Source organism: Parasphingorhabdus sp. (genome assembly GCF_036963705.1).
Classification (GTDB): domain Bacteria; phylum Pseudomonadota; class Alphaproteobacteria; order Sphingomonadales; family Sphingomonadaceae; genus Parasphingorhabdus.
The window spans coordinates 35,372-57,510 of record NZ_JBALUT010000010.1 but is presented as its reverse complement, the minus strand read 5'-3'; the positions used below and the strand labels follow the sequence as shown (position 1 = coordinate 57,510).

General features: G+C 56.9%; 23 protein-coding genes and 1 tRNA gene. 16 read left to right on the top strand and 8 right to left on the bottom strand.

Translation table 11 applies throughout. The features are described from left to right. Positions 1-18 precede the first annotated feature (18 nt). From V7680_RS04060 to V7680_RS04020, 9 genes are all read left to right on the top strand, one after another. Entirely contained in the window at positions 19-546 is a 528-nt protein-coding gene (locus V7680_RS04060; protein ID WP_335652010.1) for a F0F1 ATP synthase subunit B family protein, read from the top strand. A gap of 136 nt (positions 547-682) precedes the next feature. Then, complete coding sequence (gene uvrC, locus V7680_RS04055; RefSeq protein WP_335652009.1) at positions 683-2,620, top strand: excinuclease ABC subunit UvrC; 1,938 nt, start codon at positions 683-685, stop codon at positions 2,618-2,620. Continuing rightward, a complete protein-coding gene (recO, locus tag V7680_RS04050; protein ID WP_335652008.1) occupies positions 2,613-3,347 on the top strand; it encodes a DNA repair protein RecO in 735 nt (244 codons plus the stop codon). Before uvrC ends, recO begins: the two co-directional genes overlap by 8 nt. 46 nt (positions 3,348-3,393) lie before the next feature. Next, complete coding sequence (gene leuB, locus V7680_RS04045; RefSeq protein ID WP_335652007.1) at positions 3,394-4,440, top strand: 3-isopropylmalate dehydrogenase; 1,047 nt, start codon at positions 3,394-3,396, stop codon at positions 4,438-4,440. Then, the gene (locus V7680_RS04040) at positions 4,437-5,417 is read left to right on the top strand and encodes a threonine dehydratase (RefSeq protein ID WP_335652006.1); all 981 of its coding nucleotides are present in this window, start codon (positions 4,437-4,439) and stop codon (positions 5,415-5,417) included. Before leuB ends, V7680_RS04040 begins: the two co-directional genes overlap by 4 nt. Positions 5,418-5,444: 27 nt before the next feature. Next, a complete protein-coding gene (locus V7680_RS04035) occupies positions 5,445-6,653 on the top strand; it encodes a trans-sulfuration enzyme family protein (RefSeq protein WP_335652005.1) in 1,209 nt (402 codons plus the stop codon). Positions 6,654-6,668: 15 nt separating this feature from the next. Then, positions 6,669-7,067 (top strand): Co2+/Mg2+ efflux protein ApaG, encoded by a 399-nt coding sequence (gene apaG / locus V7680_RS04030; RefSeq protein ID WP_335652028.1) that lies wholly within the window; start codon positions 6,669-6,671, stop codon positions 7,065-7,067. Beyond that, positions 7,064-7,861 (top strand): LysR family transcriptional regulator, encoded by a 798-nt coding sequence (locus tag V7680_RS04025; RefSeq protein WP_335652004.1) that lies wholly within the window; start codon positions 7,064-7,066, stop codon positions 7,859-7,861. Before apaG ends, V7680_RS04025 begins: the two co-directional genes overlap by 4 nt. A 55-nt stretch (positions 7,862-7,916) precedes the next feature. Next, the gene (locus tag V7680_RS04020) at positions 7,917-9,248 is read left to right on the top strand and encodes a caspase family protein (protein WP_335652003.1); all 1,332 of its coding nucleotides are present in this window, start codon (positions 7,917-7,919) and stop codon (positions 9,246-9,248) included. A gap of 18 nt (positions 9,249-9,266) precedes the next feature. On the opposite strand, the gene V7680_RS04015 is transcribed toward V7680_RS04020, so the two are convergent. From V7680_RS04015 to V7680_RS04005, 3 genes are all read right to left on the bottom strand, one after another. Then, positions 9,267-10,574, bottom strand: coding sequence for a serine hydrolase (locus V7680_RS04015; protein WP_335652002.1), 1,308 nt, complete (start codon positions 10,572-10,574; stop codon positions 9,267-9,269). Between the two features lie 27 nt (positions 10,575-10,601). Next, positions 10,602-12,590 carry a DNA topoisomerase IV subunit B gene (gene parE, locus V7680_RS04010; RefSeq protein ID WP_335652001.1) on the bottom strand — a complete coding sequence of 663 codons (1,989 nt, stop codon included), beginning with the start codon at positions 12,588-12,590 and terminating at the stop codon, positions 10,602-10,604. A gap of 96 nt (positions 12,591-12,686) precedes the next feature. Next, positions 12,687-13,361 (bottom strand): GcrA family cell cycle regulator, encoded by a 675-nt coding sequence (locus V7680_RS04005; RefSeq protein ID WP_335652000.1) that lies wholly within the window; start codon positions 13,359-13,361, stop codon positions 12,687-12,689. 142 nt (positions 13,362-13,503) lie between these two features. Between V7680_RS04005 and V7680_RS04000 the strand changes: the two genes are divergently transcribed. Further along, entirely contained in the window at positions 13,504-14,361 is an 858-nt protein-coding gene (locus V7680_RS04000; RefSeq protein ID WP_442954964.1) for an ABC transporter permease, read from the top strand. A 19-nt stretch (positions 14,362-14,380) separates the two neighbouring features. Here V7680_RS04000 and hspQ read toward each other — a convergent pair whose 3' ends face one another. Then, on the bottom strand, positions 14,381-14,761 hold the full coding sequence (gene hspQ / locus V7680_RS03995; protein WP_335651999.1) for a heat shock protein HspQ: 381 nt from the start codon (positions 14,759-14,761) through the stop codon (positions 14,381-14,383). A 222-nt stretch (positions 14,762-14,983) separates the two neighbouring features. Between hspQ and V7680_RS03990 the strand changes: the two genes are divergently transcribed. Beyond that, positions 14,984-15,166, top strand: coding sequence for a hypothetical protein (locus tag V7680_RS03990; protein WP_335651998.1), 183 nt, complete (start codon positions 14,984-14,986; stop codon positions 15,164-15,166). Here the strand turns inward: V7680_RS03990 and V7680_RS03985 are convergent. Continuing rightward, entirely contained in the window at positions 15,163-15,666 is a 504-nt protein-coding gene (locus V7680_RS03985) for a hypothetical protein (RefSeq protein ID WP_335651997.1), read from the bottom strand. The two genes, V7680_RS03990 and V7680_RS03985, sit on opposite strands and share 4 nt — an antisense overlap. Positions 15,667-15,928: 262 nt before the next feature. Between V7680_RS03985 and V7680_RS03980 the strand changes: the two genes are divergently transcribed. After that, positions 15,929-16,867, top strand: coding sequence for a LysR family transcriptional regulator (locus V7680_RS03980; RefSeq protein ID WP_335651996.1), 939 nt, complete (start codon positions 15,929-15,931; stop codon positions 16,865-16,867). 306 nt (positions 16,868-17,173) lie between these two features. Here the strand turns inward: V7680_RS03980 and V7680_RS03975 are convergent. After that, positions 17,174-17,263, bottom strand: a tRNA-Ser gene (locus V7680_RS03975). Positions 17,264-17,574: 311 nt separating this feature from the next. Here V7680_RS03975 and V7680_RS03970 point away from each other — a divergent pair. Next, a complete protein-coding gene (locus tag V7680_RS03970; protein ID WP_335651995.1) occupies positions 17,575-17,949 on the top strand; it encodes a hypothetical protein in 375 nt (124 codons plus the stop codon). Positions 17,950-18,053: 104 nt separating this feature from the next. Continuing rightward, the gene (locus V7680_RS03965) at positions 18,054-18,359 is read left to right on the top strand and encodes a hypothetical protein (RefSeq protein WP_335651994.1); all 306 of its coding nucleotides are present in this window, start codon (positions 18,054-18,056) and stop codon (positions 18,357-18,359) included. A 123-nt stretch (positions 18,360-18,482) separates the two neighbouring features. Here the strand turns inward: V7680_RS03965 and V7680_RS03960 are convergent, their stop codons facing one another. Then, complete coding sequence (locus tag V7680_RS03960) at positions 18,483-19,208, bottom strand: anti-sigma factor family protein (RefSeq protein WP_335651993.1); 726 nt, start codon at positions 19,206-19,208, stop codon at positions 18,483-18,485. After that, entirely contained in the window at positions 19,205-19,693 is a 489-nt protein-coding gene (locus V7680_RS03955) for an RNA polymerase sigma factor (RefSeq protein WP_335651992.1), read from the bottom strand. The genes V7680_RS03960 and V7680_RS03955 overlap by 4 nt, the downstream gene beginning before the upstream one ends. A gap of 130 nt (positions 19,694-19,823) precedes the next feature. Between V7680_RS03955 and V7680_RS03950 the strand changes: the two genes are divergently transcribed. Both V7680_RS03950 and V7680_RS03945 read left to right on the top strand, forming a co-directional pair. Then, complete coding sequence (locus V7680_RS03950; protein ID WP_335651991.1) at positions 19,824-21,122, top strand: S8 family serine peptidase; 1,299 nt, start codon at positions 19,824-19,826, stop codon at positions 21,120-21,122. 99 nt (positions 21,123-21,221) lie between these two features. Further along, complete coding sequence (locus tag V7680_RS03945; RefSeq protein ID WP_335651990.1) at positions 21,222-22,082, top strand: hypothetical protein; 861 nt, start codon at positions 21,222-21,224, stop codon at positions 22,080-22,082. Positions 22,083-22,139 lie beyond the last annotated feature (57 nt).

Below are 22,139 nucleotides of genomic sequence, written 5' to 3'. Positions count from 1 at the left end.
TGCTGAAGGAGATAGAATATGCTATTGACGATTTTGGCAGAAGGCGCAGAGCCAACCGCACTCGGACTGAATGCAACCGCTTGGGTCGCCGTCGGTATGTTGATCGTTTTCGGTGTCATGCTGTGGGCGAAAGTCCCTAAAATCATTGGCGCGATGCTGGACAAGCAGATCGCCGAGATCAAGAAGACTCTCGACGAAGCCGCCAATCTCCGCAAGGAAGCCGAGGCTTTGAAAGCGGAATATGAAGCGAAGACCGCAGGCGCGCAGGCGGAAGCCGAAGCGTTGATGGAAGGTGCCGAAAGAGAAGCCGCTGCACTGGTCAAACAGGCAGAGGTCGATACCAAGGCATTGCTCGCCCGCCGGAAGAAAATGGCCGAAGAAAAAATCGGCGCGGCAGAACGTTCTGCGATCGCCGAAGTTCGCGCCAAGGCGGCGACAGCAGCAACCCAGGCAGCGCAGGCTTTAATTGCTGCACGCCATGATGCAGCTGCCGACAAGGCTCTGGTCGACAAAGCCATTGGCGATATCGGCAAGGCGCTGAACTAGACCGACGCGTCTCCGCTCAGGCGGAGAACCGGTTTTCAAATCCGATTTCACATCATCCTTCCGGATTTCTGCTTTTGCGGGAATGCCGGAACGATTGATTCTGGCATTGCGTTCAATGCCGCCCTAGATATGGCTCATGTCCAAAGCCGACCGTCCCGATCATCCCAATGCCGCGTCCCGTTTCAACGAGGATAAAGCGACCTATGCCGTGCGCGGGGAGGGTGATACGCCCGATCTCGAGGCCGGAATGGCGGCTATCCGCGAGGTTTTGAACACGCTCCCGACAAGGCCGGGCGTTTACCGGATGCAGGACAAGCGCGGCGACGTGCTCTATGTCGGCAAGGCGCGCTCGTTAAAATCCCGTGTCGGCGCTTATGTCCAGATCAACCGGTTGCCGCAGCGCTTGATGCGGATGGTCGCGCAGACCCGATCGATGACCATTGTCACCACCGGCAGCGAAGCCGAGGCTTTGCTGCTCGAAGCCCAGCTGATCAAGAAATTCCGGCCTGCTTACAACGTGTTGCTGCGCGATGATAAGAGCTTTCCGTTCATCCTGATGCGCGACGACCATGACTTTCCGCGGATTACCAAGCATCGTGGCGCGCAGCGGATGAAGGGGCAATATTTCGGGCCGTTTGCCAGCGCTGGCTCGGTCAACCGGACGATCAACGCGCTGCAAAAGCTATTCCTGCTTCGATCCTGCACCGACAGTTTCTTCAACAACCGCTCGCGTCCCTGTCTGCTTTATCAAATCAAACGCTGTTCGGCGCCGTGCGTCGGCCGGATCGGCAAGGACGATTATGCCGAGCTGGTCGAGGACGCGCGCGATTTCCTCTCGGGCAAGTCTACCGATGTGCAGCACAAGCTGGGTGGCGCGATGGAAAAGGCGTCCGAGAGTCTCGATTTCGAAATGGCCGCGGTCTATCGAGACCGGCTGAAGGCACTGACCTTCATCCAGGGCAGTCAGGCAATCAACGCGCAGGGACTGCCGGATGCCGATATCTTCGCGCTGGCAGCGAAGGGCTCGACCGTCTGTGTCCAGGCCTTCTTCATTCGCGGCGGCCAGAATTGGGGTCATCGCAGTTTCTTCCCCGCGCACACCACCAATGTCGAGATCGAAGAAGTCTTCTCCAGCTTCCTGATGCAATTTTACGAACAGATGCCGCCGCCGAAACTGGTCTTGCTCGACCGCGAATTGCCCGATGCCGAACTGCTGGCCGAGGCGCTGAGCACCAAGGCCGACTATAAGGTGAGCGTTTCAAAGCCGCAGCGTGGTGATCGACGGAAATTGCTGACGCAAGCCAGCCGCAATGCCGAAGATGCTCTTGACCGTCGTCTGGCAGAAACCTCGACCCAGGCGAAGATCATGCGCGAGATGGTCGATCTCCTTGAACTGGACGCGGTGCCAGACCGGATCGAAATTTATGATAACAGCCATATCCAGGGGACCAATATGGTCGGCGGCATGGTCGTTGCCGGGCCTGAGGGTTTCCGCAAAAACGCCTATCGCAAGTTCAACATCAAGAATCCGGACATCGTGCCGGGCGACGACTTTGCGATGATGCGCGAAGTGCTCGAGCGGCGGTTTGCGCGGGCGCAAAAGGAAGACCCCGATCGCGACAAGGGCGAGTGGCCCGATCTCGTCCTGATCGACGGCGGCAAGGGCCAGATGAGCGCGGCACGCGGGGCTCTCGCCGAAATCGGCGTCGAGGATGTTGTGATGATCGGCGTTTCCAAGGGACCGGACCGCAATGCCGGACGCGAGACATTCCACCTTCCAGACGGCCGCCAGATCAACCTCCCGATGAACAGCCCGGTACTCTTCTATCTCCAGCGCCTGAGAGACGAAGCCCACCGCTTCGCGATTGGCGCGCACCGGACGAGACGAGCCAAATCGGTCGGCCATAGTTCGCTTGACGACGTGCCGGGCATTGGGCCGTCCCGGAAGAAGGCGTTGTTGCTGCACTTTGGAACGGCTCGAGCGGTCAAGAACGCCTCGCTCGATGACCTGCAGGGCGCGCCGGGTGTGTCGGCTACCGTGGCGCAGAAAATCTACGATTACTTCCATGGGTAGCCTGCGGACCACCGCCATTATCTGCTCTGTCCGCTCCCACGGCGAGCATGGTGCGGTTGTCCGCTCCCTGACACCGGAAAATGGTCTGGTCTCCGGCTATGTCCGGGGTGCGCATTCGCGGACGATGCGTCCGGTTCTGATACCTTCTAATATTGTGCAAGCCGATTATCGCGCGCGAACCGAAGATCAGCTGGCGTCCATGACCGCAGAATTGCAGCAGAGCAGGGGCCCGTTTCTCGGCGAACCGCTCGCCAGCGCTGCGCTCGACTGGGTAACCGCACTGACCGCCGCGACCCTCCCGGAAGAGCATAGCTATCCGCAGATCCATTCCGCTCTATCGGCTTTGCTCGATGCGATTTGCAGTGCGCCCTCTGCACAGGGATGGGCCGTGGCTCTGGTGCGTTATGAGCTGCTGTTGCTCTCTGAACTGGGCTTTGGACTGGCGCTGGACCGGTGCGCGGTTACCGGTTCGAAAGATGATCTGGTCTATATCAGCCCCAGAAGTTCCACTGCCGTCAGCGCTTTCGCCGGAAGGGAATATAAGGAGCGGCTGTTGCCGCTGCCGCAGTTCTTCAAGGAAGCCGTTAGCCCGGAATGGGATGATATTTTCGACGGATTGCGGGTCACCGGATTCTTCCTGAAACGCCATTTCTTCGAAGACCGCCGCAAGGATGTGATGGCGGCGCGGACGGTATTGGTCGATCGCCTGAAAAGGATGGTTGCCTAAGCGTTCGATTATCGGCAGGAAGCGGCGCTTACAAGAAGGAAATGTCATGCATATTGCGGTGCTTGCCGGCGACGGTATTGGTCAGGAAATCATGGTCGAGGCGCTGCGCGTGCTGGAGGTGATGGACTTGCCGGACTTGCGCCTTGATCATGCGGATGTCGGCGGCATTGCCTATCGCAACCACGGCCATCCCTTGCCGCCCGAAACACTCGCGCTGGTGCAATCGGCCGATGCTGTTCTGTTCGGCGCGGTCGGCGATCCGTCCTGCGACAATCTGGAACGACATTTGCGCCCCGAACAGGCGGTGCTCGGTCTGCGCAAGGAAATGCAGACATTTGCCAATCTCCGTCCCGCAAAAATGTTCCCGGGCATGGAAGATGCCTCCGGCCTCAAGCCCGAAATCGCACGCACCATCGATGTTGTGATTGTCCGCGAACTCAACGGCGATGTCTATTTCGGTGAAAAGGGTATGCGCAAGACAGCTGATGGCCTGCGCGAGGGCTATGATGTCATGTCTTACAACGAGAGCGAAGTCCGGCGGATCGCCCATGTCGCTTTCAAGACCGCGATGGTGCGCGGCAAACGGCTTTGTTCGGTGGATAAAGCCAATGTGCTGGAAACATCGCAATTGTGGCGTGATGTCGTGATCGAGGTCTCTGCCGAGTATCCCGAAGTCGAACTCAGCCATATGTATGTCGACAATGCCGCGATGCAGCTGGTGCGCAATCCTGGCCAGTTCGATGTCGTCGTAACCGGCAATTTGTTCGGAGATATTCTCTCCGATCAGGCGAGTATGTGCGTCGGATCGATCGGGCTGCTGGCGTCGGCTTCGCTGGGGGAAGGCACAAAGGGCCTCTACGAACCGATCCACGGCAGCGCGCCGGATATTGCCGGGCAGGGGATCGCCAATCCCTCGGCGATGATATTGTCCGCTGCGATGATGTTGCGGCACAGTTTCGGCATGGAGGCAGAAGCGAGCCGGATCGAAGCGGCGGTTGCTGCCGTGCTCGCGCAAGGGGTTCTCGGCCATGATCTCGGCGGCAATGCATCGACCAGCGAGATCGGTGATGCGATTGTCGCCCAGCTGAGATGAGCGAGCCACTATTTTCTCTGGTGGCGCTGCGAAGCGCTGCCGCGCGCATCTATCGGGAGATGCCGCCCACTCCGCAATATGCCTGGCCATTGCTCCAGGATAGATTTGGCGCAGAAATCTGGTTGAAGCATGAAAATCATACGCCGACCGGTGCGTTCAAGGTTCGTGGCGGCATCACCTATATGGACTGGCTGGTTCGCGCGCATCCTGACGTCTCGGGAATCGTCACTGCGACCCGCGGCAACCATGGTCAGGCGCAGGCACGGGCGGCCCGGAATGCTGGCCTGCAGGCGGTCATTGTTGTGCCTCATGGAAACTCGGCCGAGAAAAACACAGCGATGCAGGGGTTCGGAGCCGAGCTGATCGAATATGGTCAGGATTATAACGAAGCAGCCGATTATGCCAGCCAACTGGCAATTGAGCGTAATCTAAAGCTTGTGTCGGCATTTCATCCGGCAATTGTCCAGGGTGTGGCAAGCTACGGCCTTGAACTGTTTGACGAAGCAGGGGCTCTCGATGCGGTCTATGTCCCGATTGGCAATGGATCTGGTGTTTGCGGGACGATCGCCGCGCGCGAGGCGCTGGGATTGCCAACCAGAGTGATCGGCGTCGTTTCTGACCGCGCACCAGCTGCAAAACTGGGCTTCGAAGCGGGACAAATTTCCTCTGCCGGCAAGGCCAATACGTTCGCCGACGGTGTCGCCGTTCGCACCCCGGATACAGAAGCATTCGAGATGTACAGCAAGGGTGTCGATCATATCGTGATGGTCGACGACGACGCGATTGCCGAAGCAATCCGGGTCATCTGGCAGGACACCCACAATCTCGCCGAAGGAGCCGGAGCGGTTGCGCTGGCAGGGATGATCGCGGAGAAAGAACAGATTGCGGGCAAAAGAGTCGCGGCCATATTGACCGGCGGGAATATCGATCAGTCGATGGTTGCTGCTGTTCTGGCAGGGCAAACCCCGCTAAGCTAAATATAGTCTAGAATCGGAACGGATCGAATGAAAAGAAACACTGGCCAAGATCGCAATATCACCAAGAACTGGCGTCCTGCTACCCAGGCAATTCGCAGTGGTACGATGCGCAGCGAATTTGGTGAGACATCCGAAGCGCTGTTCCTGACCTCGGGATATAGCTACGATTGCGCCGAGGATGCCGCTGCGCGCTTTGCTGGCGAGCAGGACGGCATGACCTACAGCCGCCTGCAAAATCCGACCGTGCAGATGCTCGAAGAACGGATTGCGACGATGGAAGGCGCGGAAGCCTGCCGAGCCACCGCATCGGGAATGGCGGCGATGACCGCAGCCTTGCTGTGCCAGCTGGAAGCGGGCGACCATGTGGTGGCCAGCCGCGCATTATTCGGCTCCTGCCGCTGGCTGACCGACAGCTTGCTCCCTAAATTCGGGATCGAGACGACCGTGGTAGACGGCCGCGAGATTGAAAATTGGGAACGGGCGGTCACGCCGAAAACCAAAGTGTTCTTCTTTGAAACGCCGGCGAATCCGACCATGGATGTGATCGACATCCGCAGCGTTTGCGATCTGGCCCGGGCCAAAGGCATCACCAGCGTGGTCGATAATGCGTTCGCCACCAACATGCTCCAGCGGCCGATGGAATTTGGCGCCGACGTGGTCGCCTATAGCGCGACCAAGATGATGGACGGCCAGGGCCGGGTCTTGGCCGGAGCGGTTTGTGGTACCGAAGAATTTATCGAAGGGCCATTGCTCGCCTTCATCCGCAACACCGGGCCCACGCTCAGCGCATTCAACGCGTGGGTTGTGCTCAAGGGACTGGAGACGCTCGACCTGCGGATCCGCCGGCAGAGCGACAATGCGCTCGAAATCGGTAAGTTTCTGGAACAGCGGGTAGAGAAAGTCTTGCACCCGGGCCTGCCTAGCCACCCGCAGCACAATCTGGCGATGAGCCAGATGGAGGCCGCCGGCCCGATCTTCTCGCTCTATGTCGGCGGCGGTCGTGCCCGCGCGCATGGCCTGCTTAACGGGCTGAACCTGGTCGATATTTCCAACAATATCGGGGATAGCCGTTCGCTGATGTGCCACCCGTCATCGACTACCCATCACGGGCTCGGGGAGGACGCCAGGCTGGAGATCGGTATTACCGAAGACATGTTGCGGATCAATGTCGGGCTCGAAGATCCGATCGATCTGATCAAAGACCTGGATCAGGCCCTTTCGTCTGTGGGGCTTTAACTCTATATCATGTCCATGGAATCATTCTTCCCGTTTGCCGAAACCACCGACGGGGTCACCGTGCGCGTCTCGGTGACCTTCCTGCCGGAACAATCCGACATAGACAGCAAGCGCTGGTTCTGGGCTTATCATGTCCGGATCGAGAATCATCGCGACACCGCAGTACAGCTGTTGACGCGCCACTGGCGGATCAACGACGAGCGCGGCGGACTGCAAATGGTCGATGGTGACGGCGTGGTTGGCGAACAGCCGATCATCCAGCCGGGCAAATCCCATGACTATGTTTCGGGTTGCCCGCTGAATACACCCAGAGGTTCGATGGAAGGTCACTTTGTCATGGTTGGCAGCACGCCTCCGGCCTTTGAAGTGCGTATTCCCCGTTTCCTTCTTACCGAACCGACGGTCGAACAATGAAGCGCACTCATTTGCCATTGAACGGATTGCGGGTGCTCGATGCTGCCGCACGGCACCTCAGCTTCACCAAAGCAGCCGACGAGCTGGCGGTGACGCCTGCTGCGGTCGGACAACAAATCCGCGCGCTCGAGGATATGCTCGGCGTGGTGATGTTTCGCCGCACGCCCAAGGGTCTTGAATTGACCGACGAAGCAGCGGCAGGTCTGGATGCGCTGCGTTCCGGATTTCTGCAATTTGAAGAGGCTGTCCGCGCAATGCAATCGGGCCAGTCCTCGCACAAGTTGACGATCGCCGCACCGCGCGATTTCACCCAGAAATGGCTGAATGAGCGATTGTCTGTATTCTCCGCCGACCATCCGGATACCAGTTTTGCGCTGGTCGCAGCGGATGCCGAAGTTGATTTTACCGAAGCCAATCTTGATGTTGCAATCTGGCTGGGTGACGGCCCGGGCCAGCATGAAGGCAAGATGCTGGGCGATACGGTGTTTGTGAAGGTGGCGGCTCCGGGTCAGAAGGGCGGCAACAAGATTGACTGGCCGGGCTGCCCGATATCCGAAGGCGAAGAAACCCTTATGCGCGTCGCCGATGGCGGTCTTGCCATAGAGGCCGCAGTCAACGGCTTTGGCTATGCCTGGGTTCCCAAAATGCTGGCCCAGCGTGATCTGGCATCCGGGCGGATCGAGATTATCGGCGAAGACAGCGTGTCATCTCGCGGTTACTGGCTGATGGCACCGCTCCCGCAGTGGCGGCAGCAAAAAGTCAAAGCCTTGGTTGAGGCTCTAGCCGGAGCATAGCCTTGTGCGCGCCCGCTTTCCGGCCTAATGAACAGGACGGGATTAGGGGATTTTCATGATTAGAGTTTTGTTTTTTCTGGCTGCGGCACTTTCCTTCGCGGGGAGCAGCGTCGAGGCCAAAAAAGTCGCGCTGATCATCGGCAATGCCGAATATCAAAATACCAGCCCTCTCGAAAATGCCGGCAATGACGCCAATCTGGTCGCCGAGGCCGCCAAAAAGGCAGGCTTTGACGAGGTCATCGTCGCTCTCGATCAATCGGTTGACGATTTCCGCCAGACGCTGCGCCGCTTTCGTGAACAGGCTGATGGTGCCGATGTCGCGATGGTCTATTATGCCGGTCATGGTCTGGAAGGGCAGGGTGAAAACTGGCTCGTTCCCACGGATGCGGAACTGAATTCCAGTTTTGATCTGCCCTTTGAAACGATCAACCTCAATCGTCTGATGGAAACCGTTTCCGGCGCTCAGGTTCGTGTGGTTGTGCTCGATGCGTGTCGCAACAATCCTTTTTCCAATAGCTGGCGCGCCGGTTCGCGGGCAGTCGGTCGCGGCCTCGCCGGTATCGATGTAGACGATGTTCTGGTTATCTATGCGGCTGCTCCGGGCCAGACTGCCAGCGATGGCGACGGGGTCAATTCTCCATTTGCGATTTCACTGGCCGCGCGTTTGCCGGAAGCCGATTTGCCTCTGCAATTGCTCGGCGGATCGGTGCGTGATGACGTATTGAAAGCCACTGGCGGCAAGCAACGCCCGTTCATCAGTGCGAGCATCACCGGCACGCCGATCTATCTCGCGCCGAGAACACCGGTCCAGGAAGTAGCTACTGCACCCGGCGTTGCTCCTTCCGCCGGTGTCAATCAGGCCGAACTGGAAGGCATTACCTGGCGGGGCGCGCTCGCAACCGACAGCGTCAGCGCGTTCAGCACCTATTTGTCCTTGTTCCCGAGCGGCGCGAATGCACCATTGGCAGCACAAAAGATCTCCGCGCTTCTGGCTTCACCCGTGACGCTTGCAAAACCAAGTGGAACCGCGGTTGTGAAATCTGGCAAGACCGTCAGAATCTCCAACGTCTCGATCCAGAATGTGGATTTGACCGGGCGTCTGGGGATTGGCGCCGATGATGTTTATCTTCGCTTCAACAATGGCGACCGTTTCCCGGATGGCGGTAGCAAGAACCAACGCTTCAACAAGGGCGACAATTGGGTGATCAGCGAGACGTTTGAACTCGGTGATCCGGTAGTCTTCAAGGTGATGGAGCATGACATGATCGGCGGTCATGATACGATTGGCACGGTTGCGGTTAGCGCGACCCCGGGCACCTATACGCAGGCGATGGATGGCGACAGCAGCGAATATATCATCATCTATGACGTGAGTGCTGTCGAATAGCCGCAGCTGCCGGGCTGATCATTGCTCCGCGAGCAGGTTGATCAACCGTGTCGTCAGCGCAAGCAGTTCGCTCTCCTGTAAAGATTGCTCTGAATCATTCCAGTTGACCGAGACGGCGTAATCTTTCCCCGTCCTGGACCGCAGCAGAAAATTATAGGACAACACCCCGGGTTCCGATCCGCCCTTATAGCCGAAATAGCGCCATTTTCCGGCTGCATCCGGGCCAATGCCGGGATTGATTGCCAGGATTGCGCGGCTTTCTGCGCTCGCTGTCTTGTGAAGATAGGCGAGCAATTTGATCATATCCGCAGGGCTGGCAAACCATTCCAGCTGATCGATATGATTGGGCTTGCTGGTCAGGATGCGCGGATCGATGCTGTCGAGCGTCAATGCACGGTCAAATTCCGTCAACAGTTTTTTGCGCTCGGCCGGACTGGCGGCAAGAAACTCTGCTCTTCGGATCGCATGCTCAGGCATTTTCAAGGCGGAGGCCTGACGCGTCATCAGGAAGGGGCGCAGTTCGTCCGGATTGTGATGGCCGGTCGCTTTCACGATCCTGGCCAGTCTGTCCTGTCCGATGACGCGGATCAACGTGTCGGTGGCGCTATTGTCGCTGATCGAGATCATCAGCGTCGCGAGTGTGTGGAGCGTGGCGGGTGAACCGTCGGGCCAGTTCTGGCTTATCCCCGAGGGATGGGATTTCGGCCCCAGTCGCACGACATCGGACCATTGTCGCTCGCCTAACCGGACAGCCCGGTCCAGTTCTGCCAGGATATAGAGTTTGAAACTCGAAGCGATGGCATAGCGTCCGGCGGGATCGATTGCTGCCAGCGGAGTACGGTCTCCGCCATTCAGTGGCTGCACCAGCACGCCCTGACGGCCCGGCAGCGAGTCGATCGCTGCCATCACTTCATCGAGCGAATTGCCTCCCGCTTCGAAACCGGTCAGGAGCAGGCCGGACAAGCGGTGGGGAGGGGCGTTTTCAAGGTCGATATTGATCGTCCCGATCGCCTTTTCGAAGCGGACCTTGAGGATAGCAGAATTTGCGCTGCGTGGGGCGATGGACCCGATTTCAAGCGGTTGCCCGTGCTGGGTCACGACTTGCCGGGTGAGCGAGCGAAACTGCTCAGCAGGCACCGCGTTGCGGAAATTCTCGTCGAAAACCTGGTCTTCGATCGCTTCGCCGCGAAGCAGGCGCAGCACGTCATTGGCGCGTTGGGAAAGCTGTCCGGAGACGCTGACCTCGGCCTGCGCGCGGGCCTGATCTGTTGCAAATATGCTGGAGCAGAACAGCAGCAGCAGAGCGAAAATATTTGAAAACCGCACCGAAATCTCCCGAAACCTGGGTTCGGCTTAGGCGTCGATCACATCTTCATCAAGACTGGCGGCATTTTGCTGGATGAAGTTGAAGCGATGCTCGGGATTTTTGCCCATCAAGCGGTCGACCAGATCCTTGACGCTGGCGCGCTGCTCATATTCCTGAGGCAGGGTCACCTTGAACATCGAGCGGGTTTTCGGGTCCATCGTGGTTTCGCGCAACTGCGACGGGTTCATTTCACCAAGACCTTTGAAGCGGCTGACATCGACCTTCTTGCCCTTGAACGGACCATTTTCGATCTTAGTGCGGGCCGCATCATCCTGTGCATAATGGCTTTTGCCGCCGGCGGTGATACGATAGAGCGGCGGGCGGGCGAGGTAGAGATGTCCGCGGCGAACGAGCTCGGGCATTTCCTGGAAGAAGAAGGTCATCAGCAAAGTCGCGATATGGGCACCGTCGACATCGGCGTCGGTCATGATGATCACCCGCTCGTAGCGCAGATTATCGGGCTCGCAATCCTTGCGGGTGCCGCAACCGAGAGCGAGAATCAGATCGGCAATTTCGCTGTTGGCCATGATCTTGGCATTATTGGCCGATGCCACGTTGAGAATTTTACCACGGATCGGCAGGATCGCCTGGGTCTTGCGTTCACGCGCCTGTTTGGCAGATCCGCCAGCACTGTCGCCTTCGACGATGAACAATTCGGTGCCCTCAGGATCGCCGATCGAACAATCGGTCAGCTTGCCGGGCAGACGGACCTTGCGGCCCGATGTTGCGGTCTTGCGTTTGACCTCGCGTTCGGCCTTGCGCTTCAGACGCTCGTCCATCCGCTCCATGACAAAGCCGAGCAACGCCTTGCCGCGATCCATATTGTCGGTGAGGAAATGGTCGAAATGGTCGCGCACAGCATTCTCGACCAGCTTTGAAGCCTCCGGAGAAGTTAGCCGGTCCTTGGTCTGGCTTTGAAATTGCGGATCGCGGATGAACACCGAGAGCATCATTTCGCCACCGGAGATTATGTCGTCCGCCGTCAGCTGGGAAGCCTTCTTGATTTGCACGAGTTCGCCGAACGCGCGCAATCCTTTTACGAGAGCGTTGCGCAGGCCGGTTTCATGGGTGCCGCCATTGGGCGTCGGAATAGTGTTACAATACCAGCTATAGCTGCCATCGGTCCAGATCGGCCAGGTGATCGCCCATTCGACCCGTCCCTGCTTGTCGGGGAAATCCTGATTGCCGGCAAAAAAGTCGGTGGTGACGCATTCGCGCCCGGACAATTGTTCGCGCAGGTGGTCGGAGAGACCGCCGGGGAACTGGAAAACAGCTTCGGCCGGCACATCATCGCTGGCCTGGCTCTCGTCGCACTTCCAGCGGATTTCGACACCCGCATAGAGATAGGCTTTGGAGCGCGCGAGTTTGAACAGCCGCGACGCCTTGAAGCGGTTTCCTTCGCCAAAAATCTCGATATCGGGAACGAAGGATATGCTGGTGCCGCGACGGTTGGGGGCGGTGCCGACTTCCTCGAGTTTCGACGTTGCGAGACCCTGGGAAAAGGTTTGTCGGTAGATGGTCTTGTTGCGCGCTACCTCGACGACGGTGTCGGAGGACAGGGCGTTGACGACCGATACACCGACGCCGTGGAGGCCGCCGGAGGTGGCATAAGCCTTGTCGGAGAATTTACCGCCCGAGTGGAGCGTCGTCATGATCACTTCCAGCGCCGACTTGCCGGGAAATTTAGGGTGGGGATCGACCGGGATGCCGCGACCATTGTCGGTCACGGTCAGGCGATTCTCCGAATCCAGAGTGATTTCTATGCGGCTGGCGTGGCCGGCAACCGCTTCGTCCATACTATTGTCGATGACTTCGGCAGCAAGATGGTGGAGCGCGCGTTCATCGACGCCGCCGATATACATGCCGGGCCGCTTGCGGACAGGTTCAAGGCCTTCGAGAACCTCGATTGCCGAAGCGTCATAGTCACCGGTTTTGGATTGGGTTGGCGGGTTAGAGCCGAACAGATCATCAGACATGTTCGACTCTATAAGAGCGCAGGAGTCACACTGGCAAGAGCCTTATGAGCTCATCTGCCAATCGATTGAAAAATCACGATATCCCGCCCGTTGCGCCTATCGGACTCGTGGTCCGCCAAATGGCAGCGGCGGAGGAGGACGACGGGTACCACGCGGCAATTGCGCCTGAAACGCGCGGCCGCAATGTTCGACGCAATAAGGGAAGCCCGGGTTCACTTCCTGACCACAGAAATGGAAGTCGGGTTCGCCCGGATGGTTGATCGGCCAGCGGCAGATTTTGTCGCTGAGATCAAGCAGGCTGGTCTTGTCGGCAATTTCTTCGCTAGGCTTGGCCGGAACCAGCCGGCGCGGAGGCGCTGGTGGAATCGGAGCCTGCTGGTCGCCGGGACCCTGACGCAAGAAGCCGCCGGGGCCGACAGAAACGATCTTCGGGCCGTCATGCTTGGGCTGACGGGCCTGTTGGGCAGCATGGGTACGCGCTGCCGGTGTTGGCGGCGGCATCGCGCGCCGTGCAACATGTTCTTCCTTGGGCTTGGCAACCGCACCGCTTTTTGCCGGCGGTTTTTTCGGCTTGGCTGCCGGCTTGGGATCTTTCTTTGCTTTGGGCTTCGCTTTTACCGGAGACGGGCGTGATTTCAGGCCAAGGCGATGGGCCTTGCCGATCACAGCGTTACGACTGACGCCGCCCAGTTCTTCCGCGATCTGGCTGGCAGTCAGGCCTTTTTCCCACATATTCTTCAGCGAATCGATCCGCTCATCCGTCCAAGCCATGCAAAGTCCTAATCTTCTCGAGTTCGGGGCGATATAGGGATGCCGGGGTTAATATACAACCACGATAATGCTGCGATCCCGGCGCGACAGCAGGGCGAAATGGGGTTGTGATTGGCAGAGGGAGCCGATAGGCGGAGGGAATATGCTCGACCAACCCGAAAAAGATCCGAAAATGAAACAACCGTTGAACGCCATGCACTTCGCGGAGCCGGGCGTACCGGTGATCCGTGGCATCAATTGGGCCGGTTTTCTGGCGCTCTACTGGAAAGAGGTGCGGCGGTTTTTCAAGGTTCAGCTGCAGACGGTCTGGGCCCCTTCGATCACCACATTGCTGTTTCTGGTCATATTCACCGTTGCCATGGGCCGCGGCGACCGCACAATATTGGGCGCTCCGTTTGCCGACTTTATCGCGCCGGGCCTGATCTGCATGGGCATGTTGCAAAATGCCTTTGCCAACAGCAGCTTTTCGATGCTGGTCGGCAAGATCCAGGGCACGATCATCGACTATCTGACCCCGCCATTGTCGGTCGGGGAATTGCTCGCGGCTCTGGTCGGAGCCTCGATGACGAGGGCCGCGCTGGTCGGCTTTGCGGTGTGGCTGGCGATGTTCCTGTGGCCAGGTGTCGACGTCAGCGTCAGCCATTGGTGGGCGGTGCTGTGGTTCGGGATCATGGGCGCAGCGATGCTGTCCTTCCTCGGCGTGCTGACTTCAATCTGGGCGGAAAAATTCGATCATGCGGCTGCGGTCACCAATTTCGTAGTCGCGCCATTGGCGCTGCTGTCCGGGACATTTTATTCGATCGACCGTCTCTCGCCGATGTTCCAGGCCGTAAGCCACGCCAATCCGTTTTTCTACGCGATTTCGGGGTTCCGCTATGGCTTTCTCGGCGAAGCGGATTCGCCGGTTGTGCAGGGCGCACTGATATTGCTGGCGATCAACATCGGCCTCGCGACATTGTGCTATTTTCTGCTGAAATCGGGTTGGAAGATCAAGTCCTGACCACCTAAACCCTGTGGCTTTAGTGCCGGTGGATGCGGTGCAGCAGATATTGGCCGCTCTCCGTTGCCTGAAACAGTCTGGCAACGTCAGGGTGACTGATCGGTTCGCCGCTATCGTCGGGCAATAGATTCTGCTGGCTGACATAGGCGACATAATTGCTGTCGGCATTTTCCGCGAACAAATGGTAAAAAGGCTGGTCTCTCGGCGGCTGCAGGTCCTTTGGGATCGCTTCATACCATTCTTCGCTATTGGCGAAAACCGGATCGATATCATAGATCACGCCGCGAAAATCGAATATCCGATGGCGCACGACATCGCCAATCGCGAAGCGCGCATCAAGGATGTCCGGCGTGTTGGCGGGCAAGGGATTTGCGGATTTGAACGGATCTAATGAATTCATGGTCGCAATTTAGGCGTTTTGTGATCAGATGCAAGCGCTGCAAGTGCGAATAGGTTCGATCGAGCGCACTGTCCCATGGCGGTACTTTCGCAACAATCCATGTGATGTGTCGATGCAAATTGGATCGGCTCTGATGTTTATTATAACAAGCTGTCCGACTTTGTGTAACCAATTGGTCGGTTGCTCCGAACCATTGCTTGGGTTCGATTGGGAGCGAGAAAAATGGATAAAAACGTAAAGACTCAAGAGATTATCGGATCTCTCGGAAAAATATTGTCTGAGTTAGACGAAATGAATCAGGATATTGTGGCGATAAAAATTGCGGAAGCGATATGTGATTTATCAAAAATTGATCCAGCAGGTGCACGCGATCATGATTTTCAGGACACCGGTCAGCCGTTCTAAATTGTATCGAGCTCGCACAGCGTCTTTCGCATGATAGCCTGGCCTTCGCCGGTTAACTGAAGCTGATCGTTAATCCGGTCGCCAGGCTGTCGCGACCGGGCGATATGTCCCCGATCCTCGAGCATATTTACGTAACGAATGGCAATTGTTTCCGGGAGAGATACTCGGCGGGATAGGTCGATCAGCGAAATGCTTTTCCCTTCTTCGGTCGCGATAACCAACTGAATCAGAATTTTCCAAGCCGAATCGCCCAAGCTCGACAAGTCGCCACCCAGGTTTTTTTCTTTGATCTGCTGCAGTCGCTCTATTTTCCTGGCCAGTGATATAGGCTCGGAAACCGCAGCTGCTGTCTTGACATGGTTGACCGCCCATTCAGGGGTCTTTTTCCAATCATTCGCGAACTCTTTCGAATGCTGGATTTGGTGTTTTGCTCCGGTTTCGTCTTTCTTGAATTCCTCAGCCCTTTGGAACTCGTTACCCTTGTTATTTTTTTTCAACATCTATGCCAATCCATCTGTTGTGTCTATTAACACCTGGGGCGGCTTTTCGTTTCAATTCGTCCTGTCAGGTTATTGAACTCACGATTCAAATCTCCTAATTGTAATATCAAATAGCCCTATAGGATTTCATTATACCTCTCTTAAGCTTTTGATAATAAATGAATATAATAAGCTTCAATCGCTAAAAATATACGAACTCTCACCATTTCAATTGCGACTATTTCTCTTGCGGTGAAATTGGCGACAAGGACTATTGGATCATATGCACTTTCATCAGTTTGATATTACCATTCAGGATCTGCAGGTATTTTTGGCTGTTGCCGAATGCCTGAGCTTCAGCGGAGCCGCAAAACTGGTGGGCAAATCTCAGCCATCAGTCAGCAGCCGGATCAAAAAGCTCGAAGAAAGGCTGCAAATTCCATTATTTGTGCGCGACGCAAATTCTGTTCGGCTCAGCGAAGAGGGGAAGGAATTCCAACGTGACGCCCTGAAACTGGTCGACGAGATGGCGGAGTTCTACGACAAATATCACGAGAAAGGCGAAAGGCGGAAGCCTGTTGTCAGGGTTTGTTCCCCGATCATGATTGGTTCGACAATCGTAAGGGTTAGCACCGATCAGTTTCAGGAATATAATCCTGGAATCTTGTTGGAATTTGCCGATGATACGCCGGATAATTGTGTTCAGCGTGTTCTCAATGGCAAAAGCGATGTTGCTGTCATTCCGATTATCGATCTGCCGCCAGAAGCAGATTTTAGGCTGGTATTTACCGACATCTGTAAAGTCATATCGGCCCCTGACCATCCGTTGACGCAGAAAATATCCGCTAGCATCGCGGACATTTTGAAATATCCGATATTATGTCCGAATACCCATGTTGAGATAAGGGAAAAATTGCTGCGTGAAGCCGACAAGCGGAATATCAAGATTTCATTTGTGGCAGCCGCTGCGGAGGTGACCAGTCATATGTCTTTGGTTGCAATGGCTTCGTCCAATCTCGGGGTCGCGATCACATCAGCCAAATTTATTCCCGAGACGTTTCAGCAAGGGATCGGGATGACGAAGATCGATGACTGTAAACTCACGCGTTCTTTCGGTCTGGTTACTGCCAAGGACAAGAACCAGTCGACTGCGGTGATGCGCTTTTGCGATTATCTGATAAATATCGGTTCGCTAATGGAGATTGCCAGAGGCCCGATTTAGCCACGCTCCCGCGTGGTTCAGGCTGTTAGGACTTCAAGCGCGCTTACGCCGGAATTGCATCGCCGGGCCATCCGAAACAAAATTTCCTACATTGGCAACAATCCATCCAACATGACGCAAAATCGCGCGTCCTTGGCCCTAACTTTGACTAACTTTGGGCTTTGGCCGCAGTCCCGAACATAATCCGAAACCCGCTTTGAGGGTGTGTTCAGGCGTTAACAATCATTGTGGAGGTAGGTTGTGGGATGTTGGCGATAGGCGGTCATATTGACCCGCAACGGGTTGCTAGCGGAACCTGTTTGTCTGTGGAGGTGCGTTAGGGATTCGAACCCTAGATACCATTGCTGGCATACCGCATTTCGAGTGCGGCGCTTTCGACCACTCAGCCAACGCACCTCATAGACGGGGCAGCATCTAGCGATGATAGTGCTGGCCTGCAACCCATATCAGGGCATGAAAAGCATTCCCGTCGCCATTCGGTCTTTCGATCCGGTAAAACAGGTCGCTTTCGCCGCCTGACATCCCTTCTCGACGGGGAAATCCGTGAATTTTCCAAATAGGGTTTTTCGTCGGGTGACGCTGAATCTGGCTTGAAATCCTGTTCCGTCAGGTGCAATTCAATCTGGTGCTTGTGATAGCGTAAGTGAGAGTTTTCGGATTTGTCCAATTTAGCTTTGGAGACGGCCCCACGGGGACATCCGCACTGGATGATCAGGCTGTTGATGAGCGGCCTGCTCGTCATTGCGAGCTTGTCGCTTGTGGTGCAGCATCCCGTTTCGGATCGCGTCGGCTCCGAAGATGGCCAGGGTCAGCTTTTGCTGGCAACCACTGCGGGCTCCGTACCTTTCATTGTCGGGAAGACGTCCCAGACGATACAGCTTGCCCGAAAGCAGATCGGAAAAGACAGCGGCACGGACAAGGCGTCCAAAATACCGGTCACTGGCAATTTTCCGATCCCGGACGAGGGGAGCGGGCTGGCCGCTCACCAAGGATATTCCGGATATGATCCGGTGCATATTTTGTTTCGAAGCGGGGCCCGCAGCATATCTCCCCGCGCGCCTCCGCGGCATTATTCAGTCTAGAAAATAACCGGGCTCCCGAGGAGCCTCCTGGCAATATCACTCGACAGCCTGCCTTTGCAGAGTGCTGGCGGTGACTGAAATTGAAATGCACGATAATGAACGAAATGATCAACAAAACTGCCGTGGGAACGGCAGAAAATGGACGCCTGTACGTTGAAGATCTGCTGGCAAGATATCCATCGATAACCGAAGTTGAAAAGCAGACGATAGTCGGCTTCCTGAACACATCATCGGCACTGGAGACCGCCTTGCTGACCTGCAACGAGGCGATAGCGGACAATCTCAAGGCGTTCAGGCAGGATAACCGCAAGCAGTTTGGCTTTACCCCCGTAAACTGGATGATCCTGGCGATCATATTGGGTTTTGTCGCTTTCGCGGTTTATTATATGTGGGACGCCGGAACCTATTAGGGAATTGATCGGCTCAGGCGACAGGGCAGGTTGATCCTGTCCTGTCGCGACTGGTCGAGCAGGAATTGGCAAAGGACGGGGGAATATTTTGATCGGGATGAAATAGCGGGGCTACATCGAAAGCTATTTCCAGCCTGTTTCCAGCAGCTTGCGTTCGGTATCGGCATCAACCGGTGCGTCCACCATCATCTCGGCGGCGATCGCGTTGATTTTGCTGCTGGATGCCTGACGATAGTCGCCCTCTGTGCCGCCGGGCAGGGTGCTGTGCATCTTCCATTGCTGTCCGTCGCGGCAGCCGATGCCCGACACCGCCTCGCCGGTAAAGCTGCGGCAGATGTTGCCGGTCTTGGCGCGGAAGGTCAGGCCAATGCGATAGTCGCTGTCGTCAGGCTGCATCGATGCAAGCTGGGTTTCAAGCGCATCTTCAAGAGGACCACTGGCGACCAGCGCGCCGTCTTGCTGGGCAAAGGGAGCGTCCGAGCCGCCTCCCAGTCCATATTGGCCGACCACGACACCCAGAGCCAGAGTCGCCGCCATTGCGCCCCATTGGGCGATGCCCATGCTGCGGCGTCGTTGCTTGCTTTCGTCCTGTTCGGCTTTGCGTACGGTGAAACTGCTGTCGACATTGGATGCCGCAGAAGCGTTGAGCATCGCGGTCAGGCGATCGGGAACCGCTTCTTCGGCCACCGGATCATAATGGGCGGACAGCTTGTCGCGCAGCGCTTGCTCCTGTTCTATCTGCTTGGCCAAGGCGGGATCGGTTTCCATCGCCTTCTCGATCCGCTTGACGGTCACCGCATCACACTCGCCATCGACATAAGCCATGATCGTTGCTTCATCAAAGGTCATGCCGCTTCTCCCAATTTGCGTTGCAGGGCTTCGCGGCCCCGCACCAGTCGAGAGGTCAAGGTCCCGATCGGGATGTCGAGCAAAGCCGCAGCTTCCTTATAGGCAAAACCTTCTACCAGAACGAGAGACACTGCTTCGCGCTGCTCGATCGGCAAGCGGTCCATCGCCCGGTCGACGTCGTTTAATTCCATCCGGCTTTCCATCCTCTGATGATCATCGCCCGCAATATTCTCCATCGCGTCATCGTCGTTGGCGACATGTTTATGACGGCCCGCCGCGCGCACCGTGTCGATCCAAATATTACGGGTAATTCTATACATCCAGCTATCCAGTCTTGTTCCAACCTGCCACTGGTCGCGCTTGTTCAGGGCGCGCTCAAGGGCCATCTGACACAGGTCATCTGCATCATTGATATCGCGCGTCAGGCTGCGGGCAAAGCGTCGCAGTCGCGGGAGTAACTCCAGCAGATCCTGTTCAAAGGCCATTCAGTGCGGATATCCTTTATTCATTGTCTATGGATGAAACGACGGACCTGGTTCGTTTAATCCATGAATGCAAAATAAATGCAATCTTTCTGGGATTGCCAAACCGCAACCGGTGGACAAGGAAGCAGATATGAGAAGCACAGCAAAATGGGTCGCCGCGACATTGTTGTTGCTTGCCCCTTCCGCTGCCTTGCCGCAGCTTGCTTTGCCGAATGTTGGGTCGGCGTTGCCGTTTCCGGACAGTTCACTGAGTAATATAACCGAGCCATTGATTGATCCCGTGAGCGGGATAGTGAACGCGGGTGTTCTTGATCGTTTGAGCAAGTCCGAGCTCAGAACGTTGTTAAACCGGCTGAGAATAGAACGGGTTGACCAGTTCGTGCGCCAGAACCGCGATCATGTCGAGCGCGACAGCAATGGCGATCCCGCGGTTCGCGGCGTTCTGGTTGCGACCGGCATATCAGCGGCATCTCTCGAGCGTGCCCGGCAAGAGGGCTTCCAGATATTGGAGCGCAACGAAATCGACGGGCTGGATCTTAGCTATGTCAAATTCGCGACCCGGCCGGACCAGCAGCTCAAATCCGAACAGAAGCAGCTGCAAAAGCTTGCCCGCGAAGCCGAGGTCAGCGCCGACAATATCTATTTCACCAGCACTGCGGTCACGATGGCGGCCAGTTCCGCGACATTGGCCAGTGGCAAGGCCTCATCGGGCGCAATGGGGCTGATCGATGGTGGAGTTGCTCGTCATAGCGCGATAGCCATGCCGGTTGAGCAGCGCGGCTTCGCCAAGGGTGCACCCATGGCGAGTGGCCATGGCACCGCAATCGCTTCCCTGATCTCCAGTAGTCTCAAGCCCCGTTCTCGCGGTCTGCTGGCCGCCGATATTTATGGCAGCGATCCGGCTGGTGGCAATGCAACCGCCATTGCCCGCGCCCTGGGCTGGATGGCGCAACGGGATGTGCCGGTGGTAACGATCAGTCTGGTTGGGCCAGACAATGGCTTGCTGGGCCGAGCTATCAAAGCGGCACAGCAGAAAGGAATGCTGATCGTCGCTGCTGTCGGAAATGATGGTCCGGCCGCGCCAGCACGCTATCCGGCAGCCTATAAAGGGGTGATCGGTGTTACCGGCGTCGATCATCGCGAGCGCGCGCTGCCCGAAGCAGGCAGCGCAACGCCGATTGATTTCGCCGCACCCGGTGCAGGGATGAAGGGCGCATCAACCGATGGGAAGCTGGTCTCACTGCGCGGCACCTCTTTTGCCGCGCCGCTCGTCGCCGCGCGTTTGCTCTTCCATTATCCGGCCGCAAATATCAGCCAGATCGATTCAGCAGTGAGAGGCTTGATCAACGAAGCCAAGGATCTCGGGAAAAAGGGTGCGGATAAAGTTTATGGCCATGGCCTGGTCTGCGGAAACTGCGGCCTCCGCTAGTTTTTTCAAATTAATTTGCGAATGATGGATTAAAACCAAAAGCCGCATCGTTCTCCATACAGACGGCGAAAATATCATCGCCCTGCAAGGAGAAAGAACATGAAAAAACTTATTATCAGCACAATGACTCTCGCATTGATCACCGCAGCACCGGCGTCGGCACAATTGCTCGGCGGCAGCGGCGGATTGGGTGGTGGACTAGGTGGCGGACTGGGCGGCTCCATGGGCAGCACGCTTGGTTCCGATACAATCGGCCGGACCACCGGCACACTTACCGGCAATGGCGGGTTGACCAACTCCACCCGGATCGATCGTTCGGTCGATACCCGCACCGGTAAGGTTGCTGCCGATACGGATAGCAGCTCAAGCGCCAACGGTTCGCTGATCGGTGCTGCTGACCTTCCGAACAATGCTGTTGACGGCTCCGCCAACGGTTCGGCTTCGGGTTCTGCCAATGGCGGCGCGAACGCTAGCCTGATCGGAACCGATGCCATCCGTTCGACTGCAGGCCAAGTCGCTGGCACCGCTCGCAACGCTGCGGGCAGTGCGAAGTCTGCCGCAGGAGGCGCCGCATCTAGCGCTGTTAGCCGCGCATCGGGTCTCGGCTCGATTACCGGCAGCGCCGCTGGTAGCGGAAACGGCATGGCAATGGGTAACCTTGGCCAGCTCGCGGCTTCGGGAAGCTCGGCTGCCAATGCCGGCGGAATGTTCGCCGTAGCGCCAGGCATGCCGATTGAAGATCCAAAAGGCCGGGTTGTTGGTTATGTCCAATCGGTCAAGCAGTCGGGCGGCGGCGTCGTTCAGACAGTGATCGTCGAAAGCGGAAATCGCACTGCTGAATTGCCTGCTGCCAATTTTGCGGGATCAGGCGATGTCCTGGTTACCGGCATGACCAAAGGCGAAGTGAAAAAGGCATCGAAAGAGCAAGCCCGCTCATCTGACGGTGAAGCAAGCCAATAAGCAGTCGTGGAAATAGGGGTGCTGATCTAGTCGCGTAACCCCGATCATCGCCCCAAT

Excerpts from the sequence above, each read along its gene's own strand:
- V7680_RS04060 (WP_335652010.1), top strand. The coding sequence starts at position 19 with ATGCTATTGACGATTTTGGCAGAAGGCGCAGAGCCAACCGCACTCGGA.
- uvrC (WP_335652009.1), top strand. The coding sequence starts at position 683 with ATGTCCAAAGCCGACCGTCCCGATCATCCCAATGCCGCGTCCCGTTTC.
- recO (WP_335652008.1), top strand. The coding sequence starts at position 2,613 with ATGGGTAGCCTGCGGACCACCGCCATTATCTGCTCTGTCCGCTCCCAC.
- leuB (WP_335652007.1), top strand. The coding sequence starts at position 3,394 with ATGCATATTGCGGTGCTTGCCGGCGACGGTATTGGTCAGGAAATCATG.
- V7680_RS04040 (WP_335652006.1), top strand. The coding sequence starts at position 4,437 with ATGAGCGAGCCACTATTTTCTCTGGTGGCGCTGCGAAGCGCTGCCGCG.
- V7680_RS04035 (WP_335652005.1), top strand. The coding sequence starts at position 5,445 with ATGAAAAGAAACACTGGCCAAGATCGCAATATCACCAAGAACTGGCGT.
- apaG (WP_335652028.1), top strand. The coding sequence starts at position 6,669 with ATGGAATCATTCTTCCCGTTTGCCGAAACCACCGACGGGGTCACCGTG.
- V7680_RS04025 (WP_335652004.1), top strand. The coding sequence starts at position 7,064 with ATGAAGCGCACTCATTTGCCATTGAACGGATTGCGGGTGCTCGATGCT.
- V7680_RS04020 (WP_335652003.1), top strand. The coding sequence starts at position 7,917 with ATGATTAGAGTTTTGTTTTTTCTGGCTGCGGCACTTTCCTTCGCGGGG.
- parE (WP_335652001.1), bottom strand. The coding sequence starts at position 12,590 with ATGTCTGATGATCTGTTCGGCTCTAACCCGCCAACCCAATCCAAAACC.
- V7680_RS04005 (WP_335652000.1), bottom strand. The coding sequence starts at position 13,361 with ATGGCTTGGACGGATGAGCGGATCGATTCGCTGAAGAATATGTGGGAA.
- V7680_RS04000 (WP_442954964.1), top strand. The coding sequence starts at position 13,504 with ATGCTCGACCAACCCGAAAAAGATCCGAAAATGAAACAACCGTTGAAC.
- hspQ (WP_335651999.1), bottom strand. The coding sequence starts at position 14,761 with ATGAATTCATTAGATCCGTTCAAATCCGCAAATCCCTTGCCCGCCAAC.
- V7680_RS03990 (WP_335651998.1), top strand. The coding sequence starts at position 14,984 with ATGGATAAAAACGTAAAGACTCAAGAGATTATCGGATCTCTCGGAAAA.
- V7680_RS03985 (WP_335651997.1), bottom strand. The coding sequence starts at position 15,666 with ATGTTGAAAAAAAATAACAAGGGTAACGAGTTCCAAAGGGCTGAGGAA.
- V7680_RS03980 (WP_335651996.1), top strand. The coding sequence starts at position 15,929 with ATGCACTTTCATCAGTTTGATATTACCATTCAGGATCTGCAGGTATTT.
- V7680_RS03970 (WP_335651995.1), top strand. The coding sequence starts at position 17,575 with ATGATCAGGCTGTTGATGAGCGGCCTGCTCGTCATTGCGAGCTTGTCG.
- V7680_RS03965 (WP_335651994.1), top strand. The coding sequence starts at position 18,054 with ATGATCAACAAAACTGCCGTGGGAACGGCAGAAAATGGACGCCTGTAC.
- V7680_RS03960 (WP_335651993.1), bottom strand. The coding sequence starts at position 19,208 with ATGACCTTTGATGAAGCAACGATCATGGCTTATGTCGATGGCGAGTGT.
- V7680_RS03955 (WP_335651992.1), bottom strand. The coding sequence starts at position 19,693 with ATGGCCTTTGAACAGGATCTGCTGGAGTTACTCCCGCGACTGCGACGC.
- V7680_RS03950 (WP_335651991.1), top strand. The coding sequence starts at position 19,824 with ATGAGAAGCACAGCAAAATGGGTCGCCGCGACATTGTTGTTGCTTGCC.
- V7680_RS03945 (WP_335651990.1), top strand. The coding sequence starts at position 21,222 with ATGAAAAAACTTATTATCAGCACAATGACTCTCGCATTGATCACCGCA.